We start from the raw sequence: 21967 nt of genomic DNA on the forward strand, positions 1-21967 counted from the left end.
TGCCCGTGCGCAGTGATCGAGCCACTGTGTTGCTCGTCAAGGGACGGAACGCCGGTAACTCCTGCGGGAGTCAAGCGGACGTCCACTCGCAGCAAACAGGGGAGGCACATATGAGCGCCATCAAGACGAGCGCGAAGCAGTTCAAGTACGTCATGGGTGCGCTGACGGCGGTCTTCTTCGGCGCTTGTTCGGCCAGCTGACGTAAACCCCAGGGGTGGGGGGGGGTCCCCCCCCCCACCCCTTCGTCCTGTTCGAGGTGCGAGGGAGGCATCAGTGCTGGAGACGGCTGTCCGGCAGGTGCGGGTGGCCACGGCCATGGTGTTCGGCCGGCGGCTGAACGTACGGGCCGTGGAACGGCTGGTCGCCGACGCGCTCGTCACGCTGGAGGAGTTCGGCTCGCTCGGCGACGACGTCGACGAACTGGCCGACGGACCGTTCACCGATCCGGCCGAGCGCCGCGACCTGCAGAACCGGGCGCTCCAGCGCACCGTGCGCAGGCTCGCCACACGCTCGCCCTTCTACCGGGAACGGCTCGCCGGAGTGGACCCGGCCGGGATCACGACCGAGACGCTCACCCGCATCCCGGTGACACGCAAGGCCGACCTGATCGCCCGCCCCGCCGACTTCCTCTGCAGCGACCCGTACCTGGTGACGCAGACCACCGGCACCACCGGCGCGCCGGTCCAGATCTGGCTCTCCCGCTACGAGATGGAGCTGTGGCCCGCCCTGATCGCGCTGTCCCTGGTGCTCCGCGGCGACCTCGGCCCCGGCGACCGGATGCAGATCAACCTCAGCTCGCGGGCGACCGCCGCCGTACAGGAGGACGTCGAGGTGTGCCGCCTCGCCAACGCCGCCTGTCACGTCGTGGGACAGGTCCCGCCCGAGGAGTCCGTCGAGCACCTGCTCGGCCGCTCCGGCCCCCGGCCGACGGTGCTCACCGGCAATCCCAGCTACCTCGCCCGCCTGGTGAGCGTCGCCCGCGAACGCGGATACGGGCCACAGGACTTCGGGCTGCGCGCGGTCTACGCGGGAGGGGAGATGCTGTCGCGCAACCTGGCCGCCGCCTTCCGCGAGACCTTCGGCGCACGCACCGTCGGTGACTCCTTCGGGATGACCGAGCTGCTGCCCGTCAGCGGCCGTACCTGTACCCACCATCACCTGCACATCGACCCCAACATGGGGTACACGGAGGTCCTCGACCTGGAGACGGGCGAGCCCGCCGGGCCCGGCCGCCTCGGCGAACTGACGGTCACCCCGTACTTCCCCTACCGGGAATGCATGCCCGTCCTGCGGTACAACACCGGTGACGTGGTCCGCACCCTGGACGGCGAGCCCACCTGCGAACTCGCCTCGGTCCCCGCGATCTCCCACATCCTCGGCAAGGCCGGACAGCTGTACCGCACCGCCGACGCCGTCGTCACCCCGCGCGACATCGTGGAGGCGCTGGACGGCACCCCCGGCCTGCCGTGGCCGCTGCGCCACCGGGCCGAGGTCACTGCCCGGCGCCGGCTGCACATAGAGGTCGCCTCCAAGGAACTCGGCGCGGCCGACGTGACCGAACGGCTGCGGGCCGAGGGCATCGACGCCGACGTCACCGTCCTGCCGCTGGACGACGCGGAAGCGGCGCTGCGCTTCCCGCTCCGCTGCGACCTGCTGGAGCACACCTTCACCCGGAGCCACGCATGACGGTCTTCTTCCAACTCGCGGTCAGCTGCGCCCTGGCACTCGCGGTGTGCGTCGGCTCCGTCGGCTACTTCCGCACCGTCCGCACCGCCCGGCCGCCGATAGGCGTCTTCAACGGCGCCGACATCGTCCTGATGATGGGCTTCGTCCTGGCGCTGCCGTACCTCTACCTGACGCTGCCCGGCGCGGTCCTGCCGGTGGTGCTCGCGGTGGCCTTCGCAGGCGGGCTGTCCGTCGGCTACCAGCCCGTCATCGGCGACGGAAGGCTGCGCTGGGCGCTGATCGCCGCGCTGATCGCGGCCGTGCTCGGCACCCACCTTGCCTTCGGCGACACCGCCGCGCCGTACTGGATCGCCAACAGCTGCGTCGTCGGCCTGGTCGTCGTCTCCGCCACCAACATCAACGTCCAGGGCGGGATGCGGCTGAAGAACGTCGCGTGGTTCCTGCTCGCACTCACCGCCTACGACGCGTTCTTCGCCTGGGTCGTCCCCCTGACCGAGGAACTGTCCGACGCGGTCCAGGGCTACCCCTTCGCCCCTGCGGCCGGGCTGCGCATCGGGGAGGACCTCGGCGCCGTGCTCGGCATGGGCGACCTGCTGGCCTACGCCCTCTTCACCACCGCCGCCTACAAGGCGTACGGGAAGGCAGGGCTGCGCACCGGGATCGTGCTGGTCGTGCTCTTCGGCGCCGTGGCCCCGGTGGCCACCCTGCACATCGTCGGCGCGGTCACCGGGCACGCCGCGGCGCTGATCCCGGCCCAGGTGTTCTTCGGCCCGGCGGCCTTCGTCGGCCACCTGCTCCTGCGCCGCCGAGGCCCGGAACGGCGGATGGCCGAACTCGTGTTCCGCCGCGACCGGATCGGAGCCCCAAGGGCGGCGGCCGGCCGAACTCCTCCTGGCTGAACCGGATCGAGGCCCAGTTCACCGCCCTGCGAGAACGCGGCCTGAATCTCAGCCGAGTCGTTTGAGCATCTTGACCGTGGTCGTCTCGTAGCCGAGCGATTCGTAAAGGCCGCGCGCACCCGTGTTGAACCCGAAGACACTGAGACCAAGGGTATGAGCGCCCTGCGTCCGGGCGTACTCCTCGCCGAGGACCATGGCCCTTCGCCCGAAGCCCCGGCCCCGCTTGTCGGCGTCGATCATGATGTCCCAGATCCACCAGGCGCCGGCGTCGTCGCTCGTGTCCGGTCCGATCCAGAGGTAGCCGACGGTTACCCCGGCGTCATCGACCACGTCGAAGACCACGTGCCCCGGGCTTGGTGTGCCGGAGGGAAAGGAGCGGGCCATGCTTTCGTCCGCGTGCCGGTGAGCCTCCTCGGGTGTTTGCCCCGTAGCGACAAGATCTTTGGCGTACTCGGCTCGACTGCGCTCGAGCCAGGCAGGAAAGTACCGGGCGTCCAAGTGGCGGAGGGTCACAGGCATTGGATCAGCTTCCCACGCCGTCGACGCTGAAGCGGTATCGCCCCCGCCCCCGCCCAACGGTTACGACAATCCGCCAACAGGGCAAGCGTTGTTTGATACGGCACTCGTAGTTAGAGAACAGACGCCGTACCAGACCGCAACTGGTCGTGCAGGGCCCGCGCCACATGCGCCATCACGGCCTCCGCCGTCGGCTGGACGGCCGCCGGGACGGCGGACTCCGTCAGGGCCGCGACCGCGTACCGCGAGCCGTCCTCGTGCTCGATCACCCCGATCTCGTGGCGCAGGTTGAGCAGGGTGCCGGTCTTGGACGACCATCGCGAGGCGTCCGAACTGAAGTCGGGCGTCAGCCGGTTGCGGATGACGTTCTCGCCCATGAGCGAGCGCACCTGTGCGGCGACGGCGGCCGGGACGCGGGTGGGATCCCAGAGGGCCTGGAGGAGGTCGACGCAGGCCCGGGCGGTTCCGGAGTTCGCGCGGCTGACGTCGAGCTGGGGGACCGGGTGGCCGTGCCCCGCCGTACGGGAGCCGATCGCCAGGGACTGGGCGAGATGGACGTCGCCCGGCCCGAACCGCTCCGCAGGGGTGCGGGTGAGCTCGTCCATCATGTGGCGGACGGTGATGCCGGTGACCCCGGCATCCGCCAGGGCGCGATTGACCTCGGCGGGCGGGACGAGGCCGAACAGGGCGTCCGCCGCGGTGTTGTCGCTGAGCGCGGTACTCAGGTAGAGCAGGTCGTCGACGGCGATCCGGGCCGTGTGGCGGAACCTGCTCAGTCCCACCGGGCCCGCCGATGTGATGCGCCCGGGCTGCACGTCGATCATGGCGGCCCCGTCGATGCGTCCGTCGTGGATGCGCTCCAGCACGGCCATGGCGAGCGGCACTTTGACGAGGGAAGCGAGCGGCAGCTCGAGGTCCGGGGCGATGCCGAGTTCGTCGCCGGTGGCCAGGTCCCGGACCAGGAACGAGCCGGACAGCCCTCCGTCCGCGAGCAGGGTCCGCAACTCCCGTACGGCCCGTTGGGTGTTCATGCCTGCTCCCGTGGTACGCCCAGGCACTGCGCGATCGGTTCCCGGAGTGCGCTGGTCACATGCTGTGCGTCGCCGCCGCGTACGTGGTAGCCACGGGCGACGGGCGTGCCCGCCAACGGGCGCCAGTGCAGCCCCAGTTCGTCCGCCTGCGCGGACGAGCACAGCAGCAGGGAGCCGTTGCGGAGGGTTTCGGACACGGCCGTGGTGAGCGAAGGCGCGACCGCTATCTGTGCGGGGAGGAGGGCGGCGCGGTGGCCGAACTGCTCCAGATGGTCCCGGATGTGCGGCAGATCGTCCTCCGGCTGGATCCAGATCCGTTGGTACGAGCGCTGCGGCCGCCGGGACCGTAGCGTCTCGATACGCAGCGGCCTCGTGTCCGACACCGTCGCCGAGGCCACTCCGAGCGGGACGGCCCAGGTGGCCTCGTTCGGAGGGACGGCCACGAGTGCCAGACGTACCTCGTGGGTGCCGAGCAGTTCCGTGCGCGCCGCAGGGCCCGCGGTACGGAAACCGAGGACCATGCCCTGCTCGCGGGCGGCCGCCTCCAGCGCGGCCAACTCCCGTACGGGGCACACCTCGGGAACCGCGAACGCCAGCGGCCTGAGCCGGGCCTGTTCGGCGTCGCACTCCAGCGCGTCCGCCAGCTCGACCAGCCGCTTCGCGGACGGGAGCAGGTCCCGCCCGAACGGCGTCAGCGCGGCACGACGGCCGGAGCGGTCGAACAGGGCGCTGCCCAGGTGCTTCTCGAGAGCGGCTATCCGCCGGCTCGCGACGGGCTGCGGCACCCCGGCCGCCGCGGCGCCCAGAGTGAAACTCCCTCGCTCGCCCACCCGCACGAACACACGGCACGCTCCCACCAAGTCCATCGATCCATCGTATGCATAAAGCGCATGAAAGACGCCATAGCTGTCTTTGTCCGCATGAGAGGAGGGGCGGCAGGCTGCTCGCATGCCCTTCACCAAGTCCCGTACCGCTCTGTTCACCGCCCCGCTGCTCGCGGCTGCCCTGCTGACCGGGTGCGGCGCCAAGGACGGCAGCGCCGCCGCCCCGGCAGCCGACCCCTTCCGTGCGATCGAGCAACGCTTCCACGCCCGGCTCGGGTTGTATGTCCTGGACACCGGCACCGGCAGGGAAGTGACCTACCACGCGGACGAACGCTTCGCGCACGCCTCGACCTTCAAGGCTCTCGCCGGTGGCGCCCTGCTGCGTCATGCCTCCGACGCGGACCTCGACAAGGTGGTGACCTATCGATCCGAGGATCTGCAGGAGTGGGCGCCGGTCACCTCGAAGCACGTGGACACGGGCATGAAGCTGCGCGATCTGGCTGCCGCGGCCGTGTCGTACAGCGACAACACGGCGGCCAATCTCGTCCTGGACCACATCGGCGGCCCCAAGGGCCTGCAGAAGACCCTGCGCGACCTCGGCGACACCACGATCAGCAACGACCGCGCCGAGCCGGACGTCAACAAATGGAAGCCCGGCGACAACCGGGACACCAGTACACCCCGTTCCCTCGCCGCCGACCTGCGCCGTTTCGTCCTCGGCGACGCCCTTCCCAAGGACCGGCAACAGCTGCTCACCGACTGGCTGGTGGGCAACACGACCGGCGCTCCCTACATCCGGGCCGGCGTCCCCCACGGCTGGAAGGTGGGGGACAAGACCGGCAACGCCGCGTACGGCACCCGCAACGACATCGCGGTCGCCTGGCCCGGCGGCGGCCGCAAGCCCGTCGTCATCGCGGTCCTGTCCGAACGCGGCAAGCCCGATGCCAAATCCGACGACGCCCTGATCGCACAGGCGACGGAAGCGGCCCTGGAAGCGCTCACTCCTTGACGGGTGCCTGCTCCCGCAACAGGGCGACGAACGCGCGCATCCACGCCGGGTGGTCGGGCCACGCCCGGGCCGACACGAGGTTGCCGTCGACCACGGCCTCCGCGTCCACGAACGTGCCGCCCGCGAGCCGCACTTCCGGTTCACAGGCCGGGTACGCCGCGGTGCGGCGGCCCTCGAGCACACCGGCTGCCGCGAGGGTGAGCACGCCGTGGCAGATCTGCGCGACGGGCTTGTCCGCGGCGAAGAACGCCCGCACGATCCGCCGCACATCGGCGTCCAGCCGCAGGTATTCGGGAGCCCGGCCGCCGGGGATCACCAGCGCCGCGTACGCGTCGGGGTCCACGTCGGCGAACGGGAGGTCGGCCTGCCAGGAGTGGCCGGGCTTCTCGGTGTAGGTGTCGAAGCCCGGGACGAAGTCGTGCACCACGAACTGGAGTTTCTTCGCCGACGGCGCGGCGATGTCCACCTCGTACCCCTCTTCCAGCAGCCGCTGATAGGGGTAGAAGACCTCCAGGTCCTCCGCGGCATCACCGGTGACGATCAGGACCTTGGGCATCGGGGCTCCTTCGGCTCGGACAGTGGCCGAGAGCTCCTACCCACCTTTGCGGACAAGGCCACTTCGCCGTGGCCGGTTGTCGGCCAGGTCCGTCCGGTACGGGGCGCAGCCGGTGGTGCGCAGGCCGCCGTGCGTGCCGAGGAAGGACAGGACGTCGCACACCGACTGGCCGAGCACCTGGTCGTGGTCGGCGCCGGGGTAGGTGCGGTCGACGACCGCGGGCGAGCCCAGCGCCCGCAGGTGTCCGACCACTTCGGCCGTCCACAGCGGCGGTACGTCCTGGTCGTTCCCGCCCTGGACGACGAGCACCGGCCCGGCGACGGCGGTACGGTCCGGGTCGCCGTAGGCCCCCATCTTGCGGCCGAGCGAGGTGAGTTGGTCGCTGCTGAGCGGAAGGGTCTCCTCGGTGGTGACATGGGCCAGTGGTGCGTAGCTCGCCTTGAGGCACTCGCCGAGGACGCGGGTGGCGGTCTGCGCTCCCGTGGGCCCGAGCAGGCTGCGCAGGTCGACCGACGGGTCCGTGGCGCTGAGCCCGGCAAGTGAGTAGAGCGCGAAGGACAGTTCGCTCGACTGGTGCGAGGCGATCACGCCGGGGAGCATGGCCTCGAGGTGGCTGGCCGGGGCGATGGCGACCGTGCCGCCCAGGCGCAGGCCGGGCGCCCGCCCTGCGGCGTTGGCCGCGAAGAGGACGGCCTGCCCGCCCTGCGAGTGGCCGACCGCGAACCACGAGGGCGCGAGGTCCGGTTGGAGGCGGTGGGCGGCGGTGACGATGTCGACGACCGCGTTCCCCTCGTCCGCCCCGACCAGATAGGTGTGCATGCCGGGCGTGCCCAGCCCCGGGTAGTCCGTCGCCGCGACCGCGTAACCGGCGCGCAGCAGGCTGCGCAGCTGCTGGGCGTAGGCGTTGAAGCCGAGGTTGGGCGTCTGCGACGGCGCGCACTTGTCCGCCACGCCGGTGGTGCCGTGCGCCCACGACACCACGGGCCGGCCACCGGGCGGCGGCGGACCCTGCGGTACGAGCACCGTGCCGCTGACCGCGATGTCCGAGCCGTGGGCGTCGGTGGAGTGGTACAGCACCGTCCAGCGCCGCGCACCGCCGAACGTCCGGTCCGGCCCCCGGTCGCCGGCGGCGATCAGGCTGCCCGGGGCGGCGGGCGTCAGGGGGCGGGGCACCTCGTAGGTGTGATCGGTGATCCGTATCCCCGCGGCCGTCGGGGGGCGCGGGCCCGGCGCCGGGGCACCGGACGAACAGGCTCCGGCCGCCGTCGCGATGGCGAGGACGGCGCCCAGGGCGACGGGCCGGCCGCCGAATATGCTCACGCCGCCAGCCTGCCACCGGGCCCGGCGGTGCGCAGGCGCACGCCGCCAGGCGGGTGACGTACGGGTCGCTCACCGCGCCGTGCGCGCGGCCAGCTCCTTGTCCATCCAGCGCAGGACGAGCGGGTACTCCTCGCGCCACGTGCGGAAGTTGTGCCCGCCCTCGTCCCGGACGAGCTTGGTGACGCGGGTCGGGGCCTTCGCCTTCTGCGCGAACTCCATCGTGGGCCGGTAGTTCTCCTGGTACTCCTTGCCGGACTTGCTGGTGGACACCAGCAGGGACACGGGCGGCGGGGGCATGTGCCCGAGGCGCCAGATGAGATCGGACTCGTTCTTGAGCCGGGCGCTTTTGTCGTAGAGGTCGCCGGTCTGGCCGTCCTGGCGGGCGTAGTAGTCGGCGGAGAGCCCGGCACCGGCGCCGTAGCGGGAGGGGGCGGTCATGGCCATCTTCAGGGCGCAGTAGCCGCCGGTGGAATCGCCCACCGCACCCCAGGCGCCGGCCGAATTGTCGGCGCGGTACACGTCGTTGACGGCGATGGGGAGGTCCTGGTCGAAGAAGGTGAGGGACTGCGGGCCGCCGGGCACGTCGGTGCAGTTGGTGTCACGGCCGGGCACCACCGAGGGCCGGACCATCAGGACGATCGTCGGCCTCATCCGCCGGTCCATGATGGCGGCGGAGGCGGCCTGCGGGACCTTGATCTGGGTGATGAGGTTCTTGGAGACCCCGGGCTGGCCCGTGATCGCCACCACGACCGGGAACCTGTCCTTCGCGTGTTCCTTCTGGAAGTACTGCGGCGGCAGGTAGGCGTAGCCGTCCATGCCGAACCCGGTGACGGGCCCGCGGATCTCGATCCGGTCCACCTGCCCGGCCTTTTCGCGGCCGCCCTTCAGACCGATGGACTCCTGACCCTTCACGACGAGCGCGGGCGGGCGTTTGCCGCCGTCCGGGCCGGGCTGGAGCTCCTGATGGGTGGAGGAGCGGCCGAGGAGTTCGGCCCAGCTGGAGTAGAACCCGAAGTCGTCGTTGGCCTTGACGAGGAGGACGGCGATGACGCTCGCCTGCAACAGCACCAGCAGGCCGAAGCGGGCGGACAGCGCGAGCAGGCTCCTGCGGGCGACGCGGGGCCACAGCCACAGGACCAGGACACACATCGCGACGGCGACGAGTGCCAGGACCAGCAGGAGGGTCGGGGAGGTGAGGCCCATGGCGTGCTCCTCTTCGGATTCTCTTCGAAGGGTGCTTTCCTCTGGAGAGAGGGAGACGGCAGGGGCAGGGTTCCCTCTATGCCCGCAATTTCATGTTATGGAACGGTGGTTGGGGCACCGTTCGGGGCACCGTGATGAACAGCGAGCATCCGCGCCACGGTTGCCGCCCACGGGAACTCCTCGGCCCGGGCACGCGCCGCGGCCCGGCGCCGGTCCCGCGGCCAGCCGAGCACCGTCGCGACGGCGTCCGCCATGGCCGGGGCCGTCGCCGGCACGGCGAGCCCCGCGCCCGGGACGGGCAGTTCACGGGCGGCCCCCGCGTCGGCCGTGACCACCGGGGTGCCGCAGGCGAGCGCCTCGAGGGCGGACAGACCGAACGCCTCGACGGGGCACGGCACGAGCGCGACGTCCGCCGCCGCCGTGACGGCCGCCACGGCGCGGCGGTCGGGCACATGGCCGTGGAAGCGCACGGGGAGCCCGGCGGCCCGCCGCAGCAGACGCTCCCGTTCGGGGCCGTCGCCCAGCACGTCGAGCCGCGCGGCGACGCCGCGACGTCTCAGTACGCGCAGGGTCTCGAGCGGGAGATGCGGAAGCTTCTCGGCCGACAGCCGTCCCGCGTACACCAGCCGGACAACCTCGGTCTGCGCAACGGCGGCCGGGGTTGCCGGGGCGAACACCTCCAGGTCGACACCGAGCGGCACCCGGTGCAGTGCGGGGGCGCCCACGCGGCGGAACTCCGCGCAGGAGAAGGCCGACGCGGCGACGACCGCGTCGAAGGAGCGGGCCAGCCGGCGGTTCCACCAGTCGGCCGGCGGGCGCAGCGGGACGCAGGCCGGCAGCCGGGGGGCCAGGATGGCGTCGATGCGCTCGTGGGAGAGCAGGACGCTCCGTACGCCCCGTGCCCTCGCCCAGGCCGCGGCGGGCACGAGCGTGAGCTTGTCCGAGACCTCGACCGAGTCCGGCGCCAGCCGGTCGAGCAGCCGGTGCAGTCCGCGCGCGGAGAGCACCAGCCGGTAGCCGCCGCCGACGGACAGGCCGGGAACGGTCATCCGCAGCCCCGACTCCTCGCCGCGCACCCACGTGTGTCCGCTGCCCGGCACCACGAGGATCCGTTCGTGCCCCGCCGCGGTGTAGCCCCGGCCGAGCGCGTCGAGCGTGGTGCGCAGCCCGCCGGAGGCGGACGCGTAGAAGTTGGCGAGCTGGACGATCCTCACGCCGGGCTCCCGGCCCGCCACACATCCACCAACTCGGCGTACGTGCACGGGCGCGCCCCGGCGGCCAGCGCCGCGTCGACGGCCTCGAGCGCGCTCTCGCGCAGGCCCGGCCGGGCCAGGTCGGCGGGGTGCAGGGCGATGCGGAACGGCGTGCCGCGTACGGACCACCGGCGTGCCGCCGCCCGCATCAGCCGGGCACCGGCCCGCTCCCCGCGTCCGCCGGGCCGGTGGGACAGCGCCGGCATGCGGTGCGGGATCCCGGTGCGCAGGTCGCGCACCGCCAGGTGGCTGGTCGTGTACTCCAGCCCCAGCGCGCGCAGGGCGGCCACCGTGTCCCGGGAGGCGAGCCACCCCGGCGGTGTGAAGCCGCGCGGGGTGATGCCCACGGACGCGAGCGCGGCCAGGCCGCGCTCGAGGCGGGCCTGTGCCTCCTTGCGGTCGAGGGCGCAGAACTCGGCGCAGCCGCGCGCCAGTACGGCGTTCAGCCAGCGGCGCGGCAACGGACCGCCGGGCACGCCCTCGTGCGCGTACCCGTGCAGCGCGAGCTCGTGCCCGTGCCGTTGCGCGGTCCGTGCCCAGTCGACCAGCACCGGGTCGTCGGGCAGGCACGGGCCGCGCCAGGGGCCGGGCACGAGGAGCAGGGTCGCGGGGACGTCACGGGCGTCCAGGTCGCTCACCCAGAGCCTGCTCTGCTCCAGGCTCCACGGGGCGACATCGTGAACGGACACCACGAACCTGCCGCTGTCGCCGCGTTGCGAAGTCCTCACCGGAAGAGTTTCACACGGTGAGGGCGTCTCTCACTGGCGTACGGTCCAGTGGTCGTCCGCACCGGCCTGGAGGCATTTCAACTGCGGGCACAGGAACGCGCTGCCGTCAGGGTTGTTGTCGGTCCACGGGGAGTCCGACGGGCTCGCAGACTTCCCCCGTGGGCCTCGGTGCAGTAGTAACCGAGGCCGGTGGCCGGGTCGTTGCTCGCTTGAAGTTCTCTCCCGATAAATCCGGGAGATTCTCCCCTGGGTCGCTCCGGGGAGTTTGACAGGTCATGCCTGTCCGACGACGACCCTCCCGGCCGCCGGAGCAAGTACGGGACTCGCTCGAGTTGTTGGGGACTTGGTTATCGTCCCCGGCGATGTGCCGAGCGTACCAGAGGAGTTACGGAGCGACACGACGGCGCTCGCATCGCCCCGTCAAGAATGGCCTTCCTGAGGGTCTTGGCGGGGCTGCCCGGTGAACTGCACCAGTCCCAGGCTCAGATCTCGTCACCGCTGTTCCAGTACGCGGTGACGATCTCCATGCACGAGCCCTGTGCCTTCGTCGTGGGGGAGTAGGTGAAGTTCTGCGCGTCACTGACCCGGTAGGCGGGGTCGACGCTGTGGGTGGCCATGATGCCGTCGTGCGTGCCGGGCCGGGGGAAGACTCCCCACCAGTTGTGCGTGACGTCGGCGGCGGCTCCGGTGCGGTCCGCCGCGGCCCGGCGGCCGTCGGCGAAGGCGCGCACCGCCCGTTCGCGGCCGGGGGAGTGGCCAGGTGTCCGGGCTCCGGTCACGACGCCGCGGTGCGGGGCGTCGGGGTCGGGGGCGCTTGTGCCGTTGGCGGGATGCGCGGTGGCCGGGACGATGCCCGGCGCGCCGAGTGCGATGAGCGCTATTGCCACCAAAAGGGCGCGGTGTCTTGCCACGTGACTCCTCCTGGACCGGACGGTCGTACGGCTGGGGGGTGGGAGTGCAGCGTTCCGGTCGCAATGTCCATGACAGTCACGCCTGCGTCAAGAGCCGCAGCGTTCCCAGGTCATGGCTGCTTTCGCCCGACGGGCCGTGATTTCACGGGAGTTGACTGCATCCGCTCCCGCCTCCGGAGTGCCATACGGTGCGACAAATTCCGTTCGCCCGCGACGTGAAGAACCTCACAGACAGCCACTTCGGCTCTGTTTTTTGCCGGTTGATGGTGCAGGATCTTTCTCCGAACAACAGCACCCGTCACCGAGGCGGGTCGATCCGGGCGGACGCCGAGTCCTGCCGCCGCTCCGGATACGGAACTGATTCGCGGATCGGCAGGAGCGGGAGACCCAAGCAAGGCGAACCACGATGGTGGTGGTTCTAGGGGTGAAGCCACGGAAGTGGCCGGGCAACTTCGCCAGTTCGAACCCGACAGGTCATCTTTCGCAGGCGGATGACGAAGGGCTTTTGGCATGTCTTCCTTGCCTCGAATACCCGCGCTCATCTCTCGGGCCGGAACCGCATCGGCCCTTACCGCCGCCACCGTCGCGGCATCCGTTCTCCTGCCGGGCATGGCCGCCAGCGCCGACGCGGCGACCCCCGGGGCCAAGGCCGTGAAGGTCGCGGCCTCGAAGAAGGGCTCCCTCTACCAGTGGGGTGCCACCGGCCCGAACCGCTTCGACTGCTCGGGCCTGACGCAATACTCGTTCAAGAAGGCCGGCAAGAAGCTGCCGCGCGTGGCCGAGGACCAGTACAACGCCACCCGCCACATCTCCCGCGGCTCGCGCAGCACCGGCGACCTCGTGTTCTTCCACTCCGGCAGCTACGTCTACCACGTGGGCATCTACGCCGGCGGCGGCAAGATCTGGCACGCCCCGGGCACGGGCAAGAAGGTCCGGCTCGAGAAGATCTGGACCAACAGCGTCTGGTACGGCCGGGTCCGCTGACCCATTGACCCGTGTATGGCCCCGCCGCCTCGGCGGCGGGGCCATGCGTCAGACAGCGTCCAGGTAGACCCAGTTCCCGTCCTCCCGCACAAAGCGGCTGAGTTCGTGCTGGGAGTCCGCGTGGCCGTGCGCGCGGTAATGGGCGCGGAATTCGACCGTGCCCTCGGTGTGGAACGCCGTGCCGTTCCCGGTGGCGAGGATATCGAGTCCGGTCCACCGCATACCGGGGTCGAATTCCAGGCCCGGCGGCCGCGTGGAGGAATGCCAGGTGCGGAGCAGATACGCGGCGTCGTGGACGACGAAGGCGCTGTAACGCGAGCGCATCAGACGCTCGGCGGTGGCCGCCGTCTTGCGGCCGCTGTGGAGGCTGCCGCAGCATTCCCCGTAACTGGCGTCGAGCCCGCACGGGCACGGCGCATCGGACGTGATGGCGTGGTTCTTGGACACCGGACAATTGTGCCGTTGTTCCGGGCCGTCCCGCTCCACTAGCGTTGGCGTATGCGCAGCAGCCTGACCGCCGAGCTGCTCTACCGGCAGACCGGAACACTCAGCGCCCAGAATCCCGCGTTCTCCCCGGACGGCCGCTCGCTCCTCTTCACGGAGTTCAAGAGCGGCTACAACACGGGGGACGCCGCCCTGCGCGTCCTGCCGCTCGACGGCACCGGGCCGCCGGGCACCCTGCTCGACGTGCCGGACACAGCAGCCGTGAACCTGCCGGGCGCGAGCTGGAACCGGTCCGTGGGAGTGGTCTTCGCCTGGGACCGGGAGGTCCACGACGAGGTGTGGACCCTGCAGCCGGGCGGACAGCCGGCCCGCATCACGAAGCACGACGGCAACACCGGCTACCTGGAGCCCAGTTTCTCGCCGGACGGGGAATGGATCGTCTTCCAGGAGAGCGTGGAGAGCGACACCGCCCCCGGGCCCGGCTCCCTCCGCAAGACCAGGCGCGACGGATCCCCGACGGTCCTCCTGCCGACCGGGCCCGGCACGGACAACCGCGAGCCCAACTGGTCGCCCACGGACGACCGGCTGGTCTTCCAGCAGCGGACGGGCAGCGGCGACTGGGGGCTCCGCCTCCTGCACGCCGACGGCACCGGGCCGCCGAGCACGCTGATCACCGGAGGCGGCGAGCACACGGACCCCAGCTGGTCGCCCGACGGGAAGGCCGTGGTGTTCTCCTCCACCTACGGCGGCCTCGACCTGCCGCAGATCTTCGTCATCCCCGCGGCGGGCGGCACCCCGGTCCAGGTCACCGGGGATCTCACAGCCTATGCCGGTGCGCCCAGTTGGTCGCCGGACGGGGCGTGGATCGCCTTCGAGTCGTCCCCCGGCGGCGGCGACCGGCCGACCTCGCTGTGGCGGATCCCCGCACCACGGACCTGAACCTTCCGAGTTGCCGGATACCTCCCGGTCAGTAGCATTTTCGGTGAACGGGTGGATGGCGCGGAACGTCCATCCGGCCTCCCGTGGGAAGCCGCCGCTCGAGACAGCGCGACCCGTTCGCCCGAAGAACACGTACGGACGTGGTGCGACGGATGCGGATGGCGGCAGGCCCGCTGGACTGGTCCCTGGTGACCGGATGGATTCCGGTCGCCGTTCTGGTCGTCGGCCTCTGTGCCCTGGCCCTGCTGTTCTTCTCCCGGCAGCGCCGGTGGTGGGTCCGCTGGGCTCCCGTGGCCGTACTGCTCGCCGCCCTGCTCACCTGGCTGGGCCAGGTGGCCGTGGACGACTGGCTCCAGCCCTTCCCCGACCCCCTGCCCGCCGGCGTCGTGTTCTGGACGGGCGTCGCCGTCCTGGGCGTGTGCCTCGCCCTCTTCCGGATCCCCCTGCTCCGGCCGCGCCACTGGGCCGGTGCCGCGCTGGCCGGCGCCCTCGTCGTCCTGCTCGGCGCCTCGCAGATCAACCGGCACTTCGACCAGTACCCGACGGCACGTTCCGCCCTGAACACCTGGCTGCAGAAGACCACCCGGCTCGCCGAGGCCACCGGCACCACGGAACCCGCCCTCGTCGTCCCGCCGGGCAAGGCGGTCTCCGACGTGTGGCAGCCACCGCCGGACCTGCCGAAGGACGGCACGCTCTCCAGGACCCCCATCCCCGGCACGAAGTCCGGCTTCAAGGCCCGTGACGCGTACGTCTGGCTGCCGCCCGCCTACCGCACCAGCCCCCGCCCCCTGCTGCCGGTGATCGTGCTCATGGCCGGGCAGCCGGGCTCACCGGACGACTGGATCAACTCCGGCCGCCTGGTGGACATGATGAACACCTTCGCCGCCGGCCACCGCGGGCTCGCCCCCGTGGTCGTCGTCGTGGACCCGCTCGGCTCGCAGTTCGCCAACACGCTCTGCCTCGACTCCCGGCTCGGCAACGTCCAGACCTACCTCGCCGAGGACGTCCCCGGCTGGATCCGGGCCCACCTCCAGGTCGCCGCGCCCCGCACCTCGTGGGTCGTCTCCGGCATCTCCTTCGGCGGCACATGCTCCCTCCAGCTCGGCGTCAACGCGCCGCAGGTCTACGGGGTCGTCAACGACATCTCGGGCCAGGACGCCCCCACCCTCGGCAGCCCGGCCAAGACGGTCGACAAGGCCTTCGGCGGCGACGCGGCGGCCTTCGCCCGGGTCAATCCGCTCGATGTGATGGCCCGCCAGAGGTTCCCCGACACCAGCGCCGCGTTCGTCGCGGGCAGCGACGACAGCACTTACCGGCCCCAGCAGCAGAAGGTCTACGACGCCGCGGTCCGAGCGGGGATGCGGGCCGAGTGGGTCCTGCTGCCCGGCGGCCACAGCTGGCAGGTGTGGCGCCCCGGCCTGGAGCGGCAACTGCCCTGGATCGCCGGCCGGACCGGGCTGATCCCATGACCGCCCCCGCGACCGCCCCCGCCCCGGCGCCCACGGTCGGCGACGCCAGGCATGCCTGGCGCACCACCTTCGACCGGCTGCTCCTCCCCGTCCGCCACGCCCCGTTCACCCTCGGCTTCCTCGCGGTGCTGTGGATCGTGGGCGCGGTCACCGGAAGCATCGGTTCCGGTCCCAGTCCGCACCGGCTGGACCGGGTCGGGGCCGGGGTGCCCGCACTCGCCGAGGGCCGCTGGTGGACACCGGCGAGCTCGCTGCTGTGGTGCCCCGGACTCGGCGGCTACCTCGCGGCGACCGTGCTCACCCTGGTGCTGGTCACCCCCTCCGAACGCCGCCTCGGCGTCGCCCGCACCGCCGGGACCCTGCTCGGCGGACAGATCCTCGGCACGCTGCTGGGCATCGGCGCCGTGAAACTCGGCTCCCTCGCCGGCGAACAGTGGCTGGCCACCCTGACGGACGACCTCACGGTCACGCCGACCGTGGGCGCGCTCGCCGTCGGCGCCGCCCTCAGCTACCGTCTCACCGCCCTGTGGCGCCGCCGCATGCGGCTCGGCGTCGTCGCCTTCGCCCTGGTGATGGCCCTGTACGTGGGCCACCTCCAGGGCATGCTCCGGCTCGGCGGCGCGGTCGTGGGGCTCGTCGCGGGCGCCGTGCTGTACCGCCGCCGAGGGCCCCTGCGGCTGCGCCACTCCTCCCACACCGAGGCCCGGGTGCTGGTCGCCCTCGTCGTGGCGGCCTCCGCGGTCGGGCCCATGGTCGCCATCCTCTACAAGGACGCCTACGGCCCCTTCAACTCCTTCGGCGACCTGTACGTCAGCGTCCGGCCCACCGCCCAGGAGGTCGCGGACACCTGCAAGGTCTCCGCCCAGTACTGCCACGCCGTGCACGCCGTACAGCACTTCTACAACTCGCCCGCCCTCGTCCTGTCCGTCCTGCTGCCCCTGCTGCTGCTCGTCCTCGCCGAGGGACTGCGCCGCGGGCTGCGCCTGGCCTGGGGGCTGGCGGTGCTGGTGCAGCTGGCCTGGATCGCCGTGTTCGTCGAGTGGCTGCACGAATTCCTCAGCACCCCGTCCGACTACGTCACCGTGTCCGCCGAGCACACCGGCTATCTCCAGGCCCTCGCCGAACAGATGCTGCTGCCCGTCCTCGTCCTGCTCCTGCTCGCGCTCACCCGGGCCCGCTTCCCCCTGCGCCTGCCGCGGTCCGCGCTCCGCGGGACGGTCCTCGTGGTGGGCGGCGCCCTGCTGCTGGCCTGCGCCGCGTACGTGGGCATCGGCTACGCCGTACGCGACCAGTACGACCCGGACGCCACGCTCGGACGGCTCTTCGCCGGGCTCGTCTCGGAGTTCCTGCCCCCGGCCTTCCTCGGCTACTTCGCCGACTGGCCCGTGCCCGTGGGCGGCACCGCGCAGGCCCTGTACCAGTACTGCGGGCTGCTGTTCTGGGCCGTCACCCTGGTCGCGCTGCTCGTCACCTTCCGGCGGCCCCGGCTGCACACCGACGCCGACGCGGCCGTCCGCGCCCGTGAACTGCTCACCGCGCACGGCGGATCGACGCTCTCCTACCTCACCACCTGGGACGGCAACTACTACTGGTTCGACGATGCGGGCCGGGCCGCCGTCGCCTACCGGGTGATCGCCACCGTGGCCCTGACGACCGGCGACCCGTTCGGCGTGCCGGAGGCACGGGCGGACGCCGTCGCCGGCTTCGCCCGGTACTGCGACGAGCGCGGCTGGACCCCCTGCTTCTACAGCGCGGGAGCCGAAACCCGGGCGGCGGCCGAGCGGTTGGGCTGGCGGTCCGTCCAGGTCGCCGAGGACACCGTGGTGCCGCTCCCCGACCTCGCCTTCACGGGAAAGAAGTGGCAGGACGTACGGACCGCCCTCAACAAGGCCGGGAAGCAAGGGATCACCGCCGAGTGGTGGGCCTACCCCGAGGCCCCCGTCGCCCTCACCGACCAGGTGCGCTCCATCTCCGAGGAGTGGGTCGCCGACAAGGGGCTGCCGGAGATGGGCTTCACCCTGGGCGGCCTCGACGAGCTCGACGACCCGGCGGTGCGCTGCCTGCTCGCCGTGGACGCCGACCGGACGGTGCACGGCATCACCAGCTGGATGCCGGTGTACGAGCGCGGCGAACCGATCGGCTGGACACTGGACTTCATGCGCCGCAGGGCGAGCGGCTTCCGCGGCTCGATGGAATTCCTGATCGCGTCGGCCGCCCTCGGCTTCAAGGAGGAGGGGGCGCGCTTCCTCAGCCTCTCGGGCGCCCCGCTGGCCCGTACGGCCACGGCGGAGCCGCCCGCCGCGCTGCAGCGCATGCTGGACCACGCGGGCAAGGTGCTCGAACCGGTCTACGGATTCCGGTCGTTGCTCAACTTCAAGGCCAAGTTCCAGCCCCAGTACCGGCCGATGTACATGGCCTACCCGGACCCGGCCGCGCTGCCCGCCATCACGCGGGCGATCGGGAAGGCGTATCTGCCGCATGTGACGGCAGTTCAGGGAGTGAGGATGATGCGGCAGTTCTCGGGCTAGGGCGCATCGGGGGGCAGGCGCTCGCTAGTGGCTTCGCCGGGCGGCCCACCAGGGAAGTTGCTCGAAGAGCGCAACGGCCTCCGCACGCCAGTGGGAACGCCATGACGCGGCTTCGGCGGAAGCGGCCTTCGCATACCGCTCGATGCTCTCCTGCAACGTGACGTGTACGTCGTGACGGTGGGCGATGTCACGGATGTGTTCGACGGTCCGGGGTGTGCAGTCCGGGTCGCCGAGTGCGGCCGTGACAGTGGCATGGTCGCCTCCATCGGTGGCAGCCAGCAGGGCCCGGACGGCGTAGGTGTGGCGGCCGGCCCGCACGTCGCTGCCGGCAGGCTTCCCCGTGATGTCCGGGTTCCCGAAGAGGTCGAGGTAGTCGTCCCGCATCTGGCCGGATATACCGGCCAGCGTGGCGTACCGGCGCAAGCTCGTCTTGTGCTCGGCCGGGTCCTCGCCGGCAGCCAGGAGCCCCAGGGCCATGGGCGCGAAGATGGTCTGATGGCCTGTCTTGTACTCGCTGACAGTGTCGAGCAGTCGCTCATCGGGGGAGGGATGCAGGTCGCGTTCCAGGTCGAGGACCTGGCCCATGACGGTGTCGGTGGACATGGCGAACTGGACGTCCAGCATGGCGAGTCTGCGCTCGGCGGGGACGTCTGCCCGGAGCAGGGCGCGCAGGGCCAGGAACCCGGCGAGATCGCCGGCCATGAGAGCCAGCCCCAGCGCGGTCTGCGGGTGTTCGGGAAAGTCGTCGCGGTAGGCGTAGTAGGTCGAGGGCCCGCCGCGGCGCACCGGCGAGTCGTCGATGATGTCATCGAGGATGAGCGCGTGGGTCTGGAGCAACTCGGTGCTCAGCGCCGCCTCCATCAGGCCCGGTACCTCGTCCTCGGTCACCAGGCGGGCCGCTTCGTGGACCAGAGCCACCCGTATCCGTTTGCCGCCGCGCAGCGACACTTGCGCCAGCAGATCCAGACAACGAGGAGCGAAGCGGCTCAGCGGTGGGCTGTCGACCTCGAGAGAGAGCTCGGCGAAGTACTTCTCGAAGTACCGGTCGAACCGTCGCCGGTGCCCGGCGGCACGTTCCACGGCGGTCAGGGTGCTGCTGTTCATAGGTGTTCGGGAGGCCTTCCCTCGGGGGCGTCGTGGACCAGCATGGCAGCGGTGCCGAGATGCCGCGCCTTCGGGCCAGGACGCATCGGTGGCATGCGCTCAGAAGTTGGGCAATACCTTGATCAACTCCACGTTGACACCAGCCGGTTTGGACACTGCCCAACTCACGCAGTCGGCCACGTCATCAGCGCTGAGTGGCTGAATCTCCCCATATGCCTCTTCGGCTCTCTTCTCATCGCCACCGAATCGCACGAGGTTGAATTCTGTGCGCACCAGGCCGGGGGCGATCTCGGTCACCTGTACAGGCGTGCCCTGCATCTCCTTGCGCAGGGTATCGGCGACCGCCACCTGACCGTACTTCGCCGACGCATAGCCCGCGGCGCCGGGGTATGTCTGGTACCCGGTCAGCGAGGTGATCACAATGATCCTCCCGTCACCGCTCGCCACCAGCGCGGGAAGCAGGCTCTGCGTGACACGGATCGTGCCAAGGGCGTTGGTCTCGTACATACGGAGACAGGCTTCCGGGTCAAGGTCTGCAATCCGGTCCACACTCAGTGAACATCCCGCGTTGTTCACGAGCACTTTGCAGACGGACACCGACTCGGCCAACTCCGCAACCGACCGGGCGTCCGTGACATCCAGCCGGATCGCTCGCCCCCCGATCTCGTCCGCCAAGGTTTCGAGTCTGTCAATTCGGCGTGCGGCGACAACAACGTCGAATCCATCGGAAGCCAGGCGGCGTGCGGAAGCGAGCCCAATCCCGCTACTGGCGCCGGTCACAACAGCTATGGGTTTTGTCATGCCCGAGATCCTGCCCTGCCGCCTGTGGTCCCGCCCATCGCAAGGACGGCCTTGAACATCGCCCAGGATGTGATCCAGCCACTTTCGCCCGGACAGGACAAGGTTTCTCCTCGATCTGCGGTTCGCTGGGTCAGCATTGTTCGACGTGCGTGTACAGAATCGGCCAGGCAGTATCCAGCCAATGAGGGGCGAAATTTGGTCAGTTGGCCGGCTGGCTGGAAACAGGAGCTGAAGGCGCCGATGTGGCCGAAAGTCGGTGGGTTCTTCTCCCTGATCTCACAAAAGGGGGTGATAAACAGCCCATCCCGCCCACAACGATCATGGTTGACGTCGGTCGTCGGGGATGCATAGGCTCGTGATCGTTCAACCAATGAGTTGTCCGCCGCACGAAAGGCTTTCGTGTCCGTGCGTACAGTTGCCCCGCAGGGTTCTTCTCTCATGGCCGGGATCGGTCGCTGATGGGATCCCGAGAGCGTTTCGCAGTTTTTCGTGACCGCGATTTCTCTGTCTTCTTCGCCGGCTACGTCACGTCCAACCTCGGCACCTCCATGGCGTCCGTGGCACTTGCTTTCGCGGTCCTGCACAACGGGGGATCTCCCACCGATCTGAGTCTCGTACTCGCCGCCCGTATCATCCCGATGGTGCTGTTTCTGCTGGGCGGTGGCGTGCTCGGTGACCGGCTGCCGCGGCGCCTGGTGATGCTGGTGGCCGACTCTGTCCGCGCTCTCAGTCAGGGCGCCCTGGCCGTGCTGTTCCTGGCCGGGCCCGTCCCGTTGTGGACGATTCTCGTGCTCGCCGCCTGCGGTGGGCTCGGCGAGGCCCTGTTCCGGCCCTCGTTCGATGGTCTGATCCCCGAGCTCTCCCCGAAGGACCGGCTGCCCGAGGCCAACTCCTGGCTCGGGATGGCCCAGTCGGCCGCGAGCGTGGGCGGGCCGGCTCTCGCGGGCGTACTGGTCGCGGTCACGTCGGCGGCCACCGTACTGCTGGTGGACGCCTTCAGCTACTTGGCCAGCATCGTTGCCCTGCTCATGTTGCGGGTCGGCGACCGGGCCCCCGGCCTCGGCAACAGTTCCATGGTGGCCGAACTGCGGGCCGGATGGCGGGCCTTCTCGGCCCACACCTGGTTGTGGACCGTCACGCTCCAGTTCACCCTGTTCAATCTGATCGTGTGGGCTCCCTACCTGGTACTCGGCCCTGTCTCGGCGGAACGCGGCTACGGCGGACCCGAGGCATGGGGCCTGATCGTCGGCACTTTCGGCGGGGGGTCCTTGCTCGGCGGCCTGCTGCTGCTCGGCCGACGGCCGTCCCGTCCGCTGGTCGTGACCACTTTGATCACCTTTCTGTGGGCGGCGCCCTCGGCGGCCCTCGCGGTCCGCGCCCCGCTGTGGACGGTGTGTGCCGCGGCACTCCTGGCCGGTGTGTCGAGCGCCGTGTTCAACAGCCTCTGGATGACGACGATTCAGCGGCACGTCCCCGCGGACAGCCTGTCCCGGGTCATGTCGTACGTAACCTTCGGTGCCTATTCGGTAGGACCGATCGGGCTCGCCCTCGCCGGTCCGCTGGCCGAATCCACCAGTATCGGCCTGGTATTGGCCGTCGGTGTCGGCTGGCAGATTCTTGCCAATTCCGCCGTGCTGATGTTTCCGGCCGTACGGAATCTGCGTGCGCCGGTTTTCGGTCCTGATGAGAGCGCCACAGTGAATCCAGCCTGACCCGTTCCTCCTTCTCCTTTCCGCCACAGCTTCCCGAAACGGGGGTCATG

The 21967-nt window shown here is 70.7% G+C and carries 20 protein-coding genes and 1 riboswitch; of the genes, 8 read left to right on the plus strand and 12 right to left on the minus strand.

Features of this window, described 5'->3' with window-relative positions:
- Positions 1-273: 273 nt before the first annotated feature.
- Both ACV530_RS17860 and ACV530_RS17865 read left to right on the plus strand, forming a co-directional pair.
- Positions 274-1686 (plus strand): phenylacetate--CoA ligase family protein, encoded by a 1413-nt coding sequence (locus tag ACV530_RS17860; protein ID WP_494333498.1) that lies wholly within the window; start codon positions 274-276, stop codon positions 1684-1686.
- Positions 1683-2585, plus strand: coding sequence for a hypothetical protein (locus tag ACV530_RS17865; RefSeq protein ID WP_494333499.1), 903 nt, complete (start codon positions 1683-1685; stop codon positions 2583-2585). The genes ACV530_RS17860 and ACV530_RS17865 overlap by 4 nt, the downstream gene beginning before the upstream one ends.
- A 48-nt stretch (positions 2586-2633) precedes the next feature.
- On the opposite strand, the gene ACV530_RS17870 is transcribed toward ACV530_RS17865, so the two are convergent.
- The 3 genes from ACV530_RS17870 to ACV530_RS17880 all read right to left on the minus strand — a co-directional run bounded on the left by ACV530_RS17870 (position 2634) and on the right by ACV530_RS17880 (position 4998).
- Positions 2634-3104, minus strand: a complete 471-nt coding sequence (locus ACV530_RS17870) for a GNAT family N-acetyltransferase (RefSeq protein ID WP_494333500.1) — start codon at positions 3102-3104, stop codon at positions 2634-2636.
- A 110-nt stretch (positions 3105-3214) separates the two neighbouring features.
- Positions 3215-4132, minus strand: a complete 918-nt coding sequence (locus ACV530_RS17875) for a serine hydrolase (RefSeq protein WP_494333501.1) — start codon at positions 4130-4132, stop codon at positions 3215-3217.
- Complete coding sequence (locus ACV530_RS17880; protein WP_494333502.1) at positions 4129-4998, minus strand: LysR family transcriptional regulator; 870 nt, start codon at positions 4996-4998, stop codon at positions 4129-4131. The genes ACV530_RS17875 and ACV530_RS17880 overlap by 4 nt, the downstream gene beginning before the upstream one ends.
- Before the next feature lie 82 nt (positions 4999-5080).
- Between ACV530_RS17880 and bla the strand changes: the two genes are divergently transcribed.
- The gene (gene bla, locus ACV530_RS17885; RefSeq protein ID WP_494333503.1) at positions 5081-5965 is read left to right on the plus strand and encodes a class A beta-lactamase; all 885 of its coding nucleotides are present in this window, start codon (positions 5081-5083) and stop codon (positions 5963-5965) included.
- On the opposite strand, the gene ACV530_RS17890 is transcribed toward bla, so the two are convergent.
- The 6 genes from ACV530_RS17890 to ACV530_RS17915 form a co-directional block, all read right to left on the minus strand.
- Positions 5955-6521, minus strand: coding sequence for a DJ-1/PfpI family protein (locus tag ACV530_RS17890; protein ID WP_494333504.1), 567 nt, complete (start codon positions 6519-6521; stop codon positions 5955-5957). The genes bla and ACV530_RS17890 overlap by 11 nt on opposite strands.
- 36 nt (positions 6522-6557) lie before the next feature.
- On the minus strand, positions 6558-7841 hold the full coding sequence (locus ACV530_RS17895; RefSeq protein ID WP_494333505.1) for an alpha/beta hydrolase family protein: 1284 nt from the start codon (positions 7839-7841) through the stop codon (positions 6558-6560).
- Positions 7842-7910: 69 nt separating this feature from the next.
- The gene (locus tag ACV530_RS17900; RefSeq protein ID WP_494333506.1) at positions 7911-9044 is read right to left on the minus strand and encodes an alpha/beta hydrolase; all 1134 of its coding nucleotides are present in this window, start codon (positions 9042-9044) and stop codon (positions 7911-7913) included.
- A 95-nt stretch (positions 9045-9139) separates the two neighbouring features.
- Entirely contained in the window at positions 9140-10258 is a 1119-nt protein-coding gene (locus ACV530_RS17905) for a glycosyltransferase (protein ID WP_494333507.1), read from the minus strand.
- A complete protein-coding gene (locus tag ACV530_RS17910) occupies positions 10255-11025 on the minus strand; it encodes a DUF2334 domain-containing protein (RefSeq protein WP_494333508.1) in 771 nt (256 codons plus the stop codon). The genes ACV530_RS17905 and ACV530_RS17910 overlap by 4 nt, the downstream gene beginning before the upstream one ends.
- Positions 11026-11507: 482 nt before the next feature.
- Positions 11508-11936 carry a hypothetical protein gene (locus ACV530_RS17915; protein WP_494333509.1) on the minus strand — a complete coding sequence of 143 codons (429 nt, stop codon included), beginning with the start codon at positions 11934-11936 and terminating at the stop codon, positions 11508-11510.
- A gap of 353 nt (positions 11937-12289) precedes the next feature.
- Positions 12290-12441: riboswitch (cyclic di-AMP (ydaO/yuaA leader) on the plus strand.
- A 5-nt stretch (positions 12442-12446) separates the two neighbouring features.
- On the opposite strand from ACV530_RS17915, the gene ACV530_RS17920 reads away from it, so the two are divergent.
- Entirely contained in the window at positions 12447-12920 is a 474-nt protein-coding gene (locus tag ACV530_RS17920) for a C40 family peptidase (protein ID WP_494333510.1), read from the plus strand.
- A gap of 48 nt (positions 12921-12968) precedes the next feature.
- Here the strand turns inward: ACV530_RS17920 and ACV530_RS17925 are convergent, their stop codons facing one another.
- The gene (locus ACV530_RS17925; protein ID WP_494333511.1) at positions 12969-13367 is read right to left on the minus strand and encodes a YchJ family protein; all 399 of its coding nucleotides are present in this window, start codon (positions 13365-13367) and stop codon (positions 12969-12971) included.
- Positions 13368-13418: 51 nt separating this feature from the next.
- Between ACV530_RS17925 and ACV530_RS17930 the strand changes: the two genes are divergently transcribed.
- The 3 genes from ACV530_RS17930 to ACV530_RS17940 all read left to right on the plus strand — a co-directional run bounded on the left by ACV530_RS17930 (position 13419) and on the right by ACV530_RS17940 (position 18300).
- Positions 13419-14303, plus strand: a complete 885-nt coding sequence (locus ACV530_RS17930; RefSeq protein ID WP_494333512.1) for a TolB family protein — start codon at positions 13419-13421, stop codon at positions 14301-14303.
- A gap of 152 nt (positions 14304-14455) precedes the next feature.
- Positions 14456-15772, plus strand: coding sequence for an alpha/beta hydrolase (locus tag ACV530_RS17935; RefSeq protein WP_494333513.1), 1317 nt, complete (start codon positions 14456-14458; stop codon positions 15770-15772).
- Positions 15769-18300: a bifunctional lysylphosphatidylglycerol flippase/synthetase MprF gene (locus ACV530_RS17940; protein WP_494333514.1), complete on the plus strand. Its 2532-nt coding sequence runs from the start codon at positions 15769-15771 to the stop codon at positions 18298-18300. Before ACV530_RS17935 ends, ACV530_RS17940 begins: the two co-directional genes overlap by 4 nt.
- Before the next feature lie 24 nt (positions 18301-18324).
- Here the strand turns inward: ACV530_RS17940 and ACV530_RS17945 are convergent, their stop codons facing one another.
- Together ACV530_RS17945 and ACV530_RS17950 are read right to left on the minus strand one after the other, a co-directional pair.
- Positions 18325-19404, minus strand: a complete 1080-nt coding sequence (locus ACV530_RS17945) for a polyprenyl synthetase family protein (RefSeq protein ID WP_494333515.1) — start codon at positions 19402-19404, stop codon at positions 18325-18327.
- Positions 19405-19503: 99 nt separating this feature from the next.
- Positions 19504-20205, minus strand: a complete 702-nt coding sequence (locus ACV530_RS17950) for an SDR family oxidoreductase (RefSeq protein ID WP_494333516.1) — start codon at positions 20203-20205, stop codon at positions 19504-19506.
- 458 nt (positions 20206-20663) lie between these two features.
- On the opposite strand from ACV530_RS17950, the gene ACV530_RS17955 reads away from it, so the two are divergent.
- A complete protein-coding gene (locus ACV530_RS17955) occupies positions 20664-21917 on the plus strand; it encodes an MFS transporter (protein ID WP_494333517.1) in 1254 nt (417 codons plus the stop codon).
- Positions 21918-21967: the final 50 nt, after the last annotated feature.

It is taken from the genome of Streptomyces sp. SX-6 (assembly GCF_059089585.1).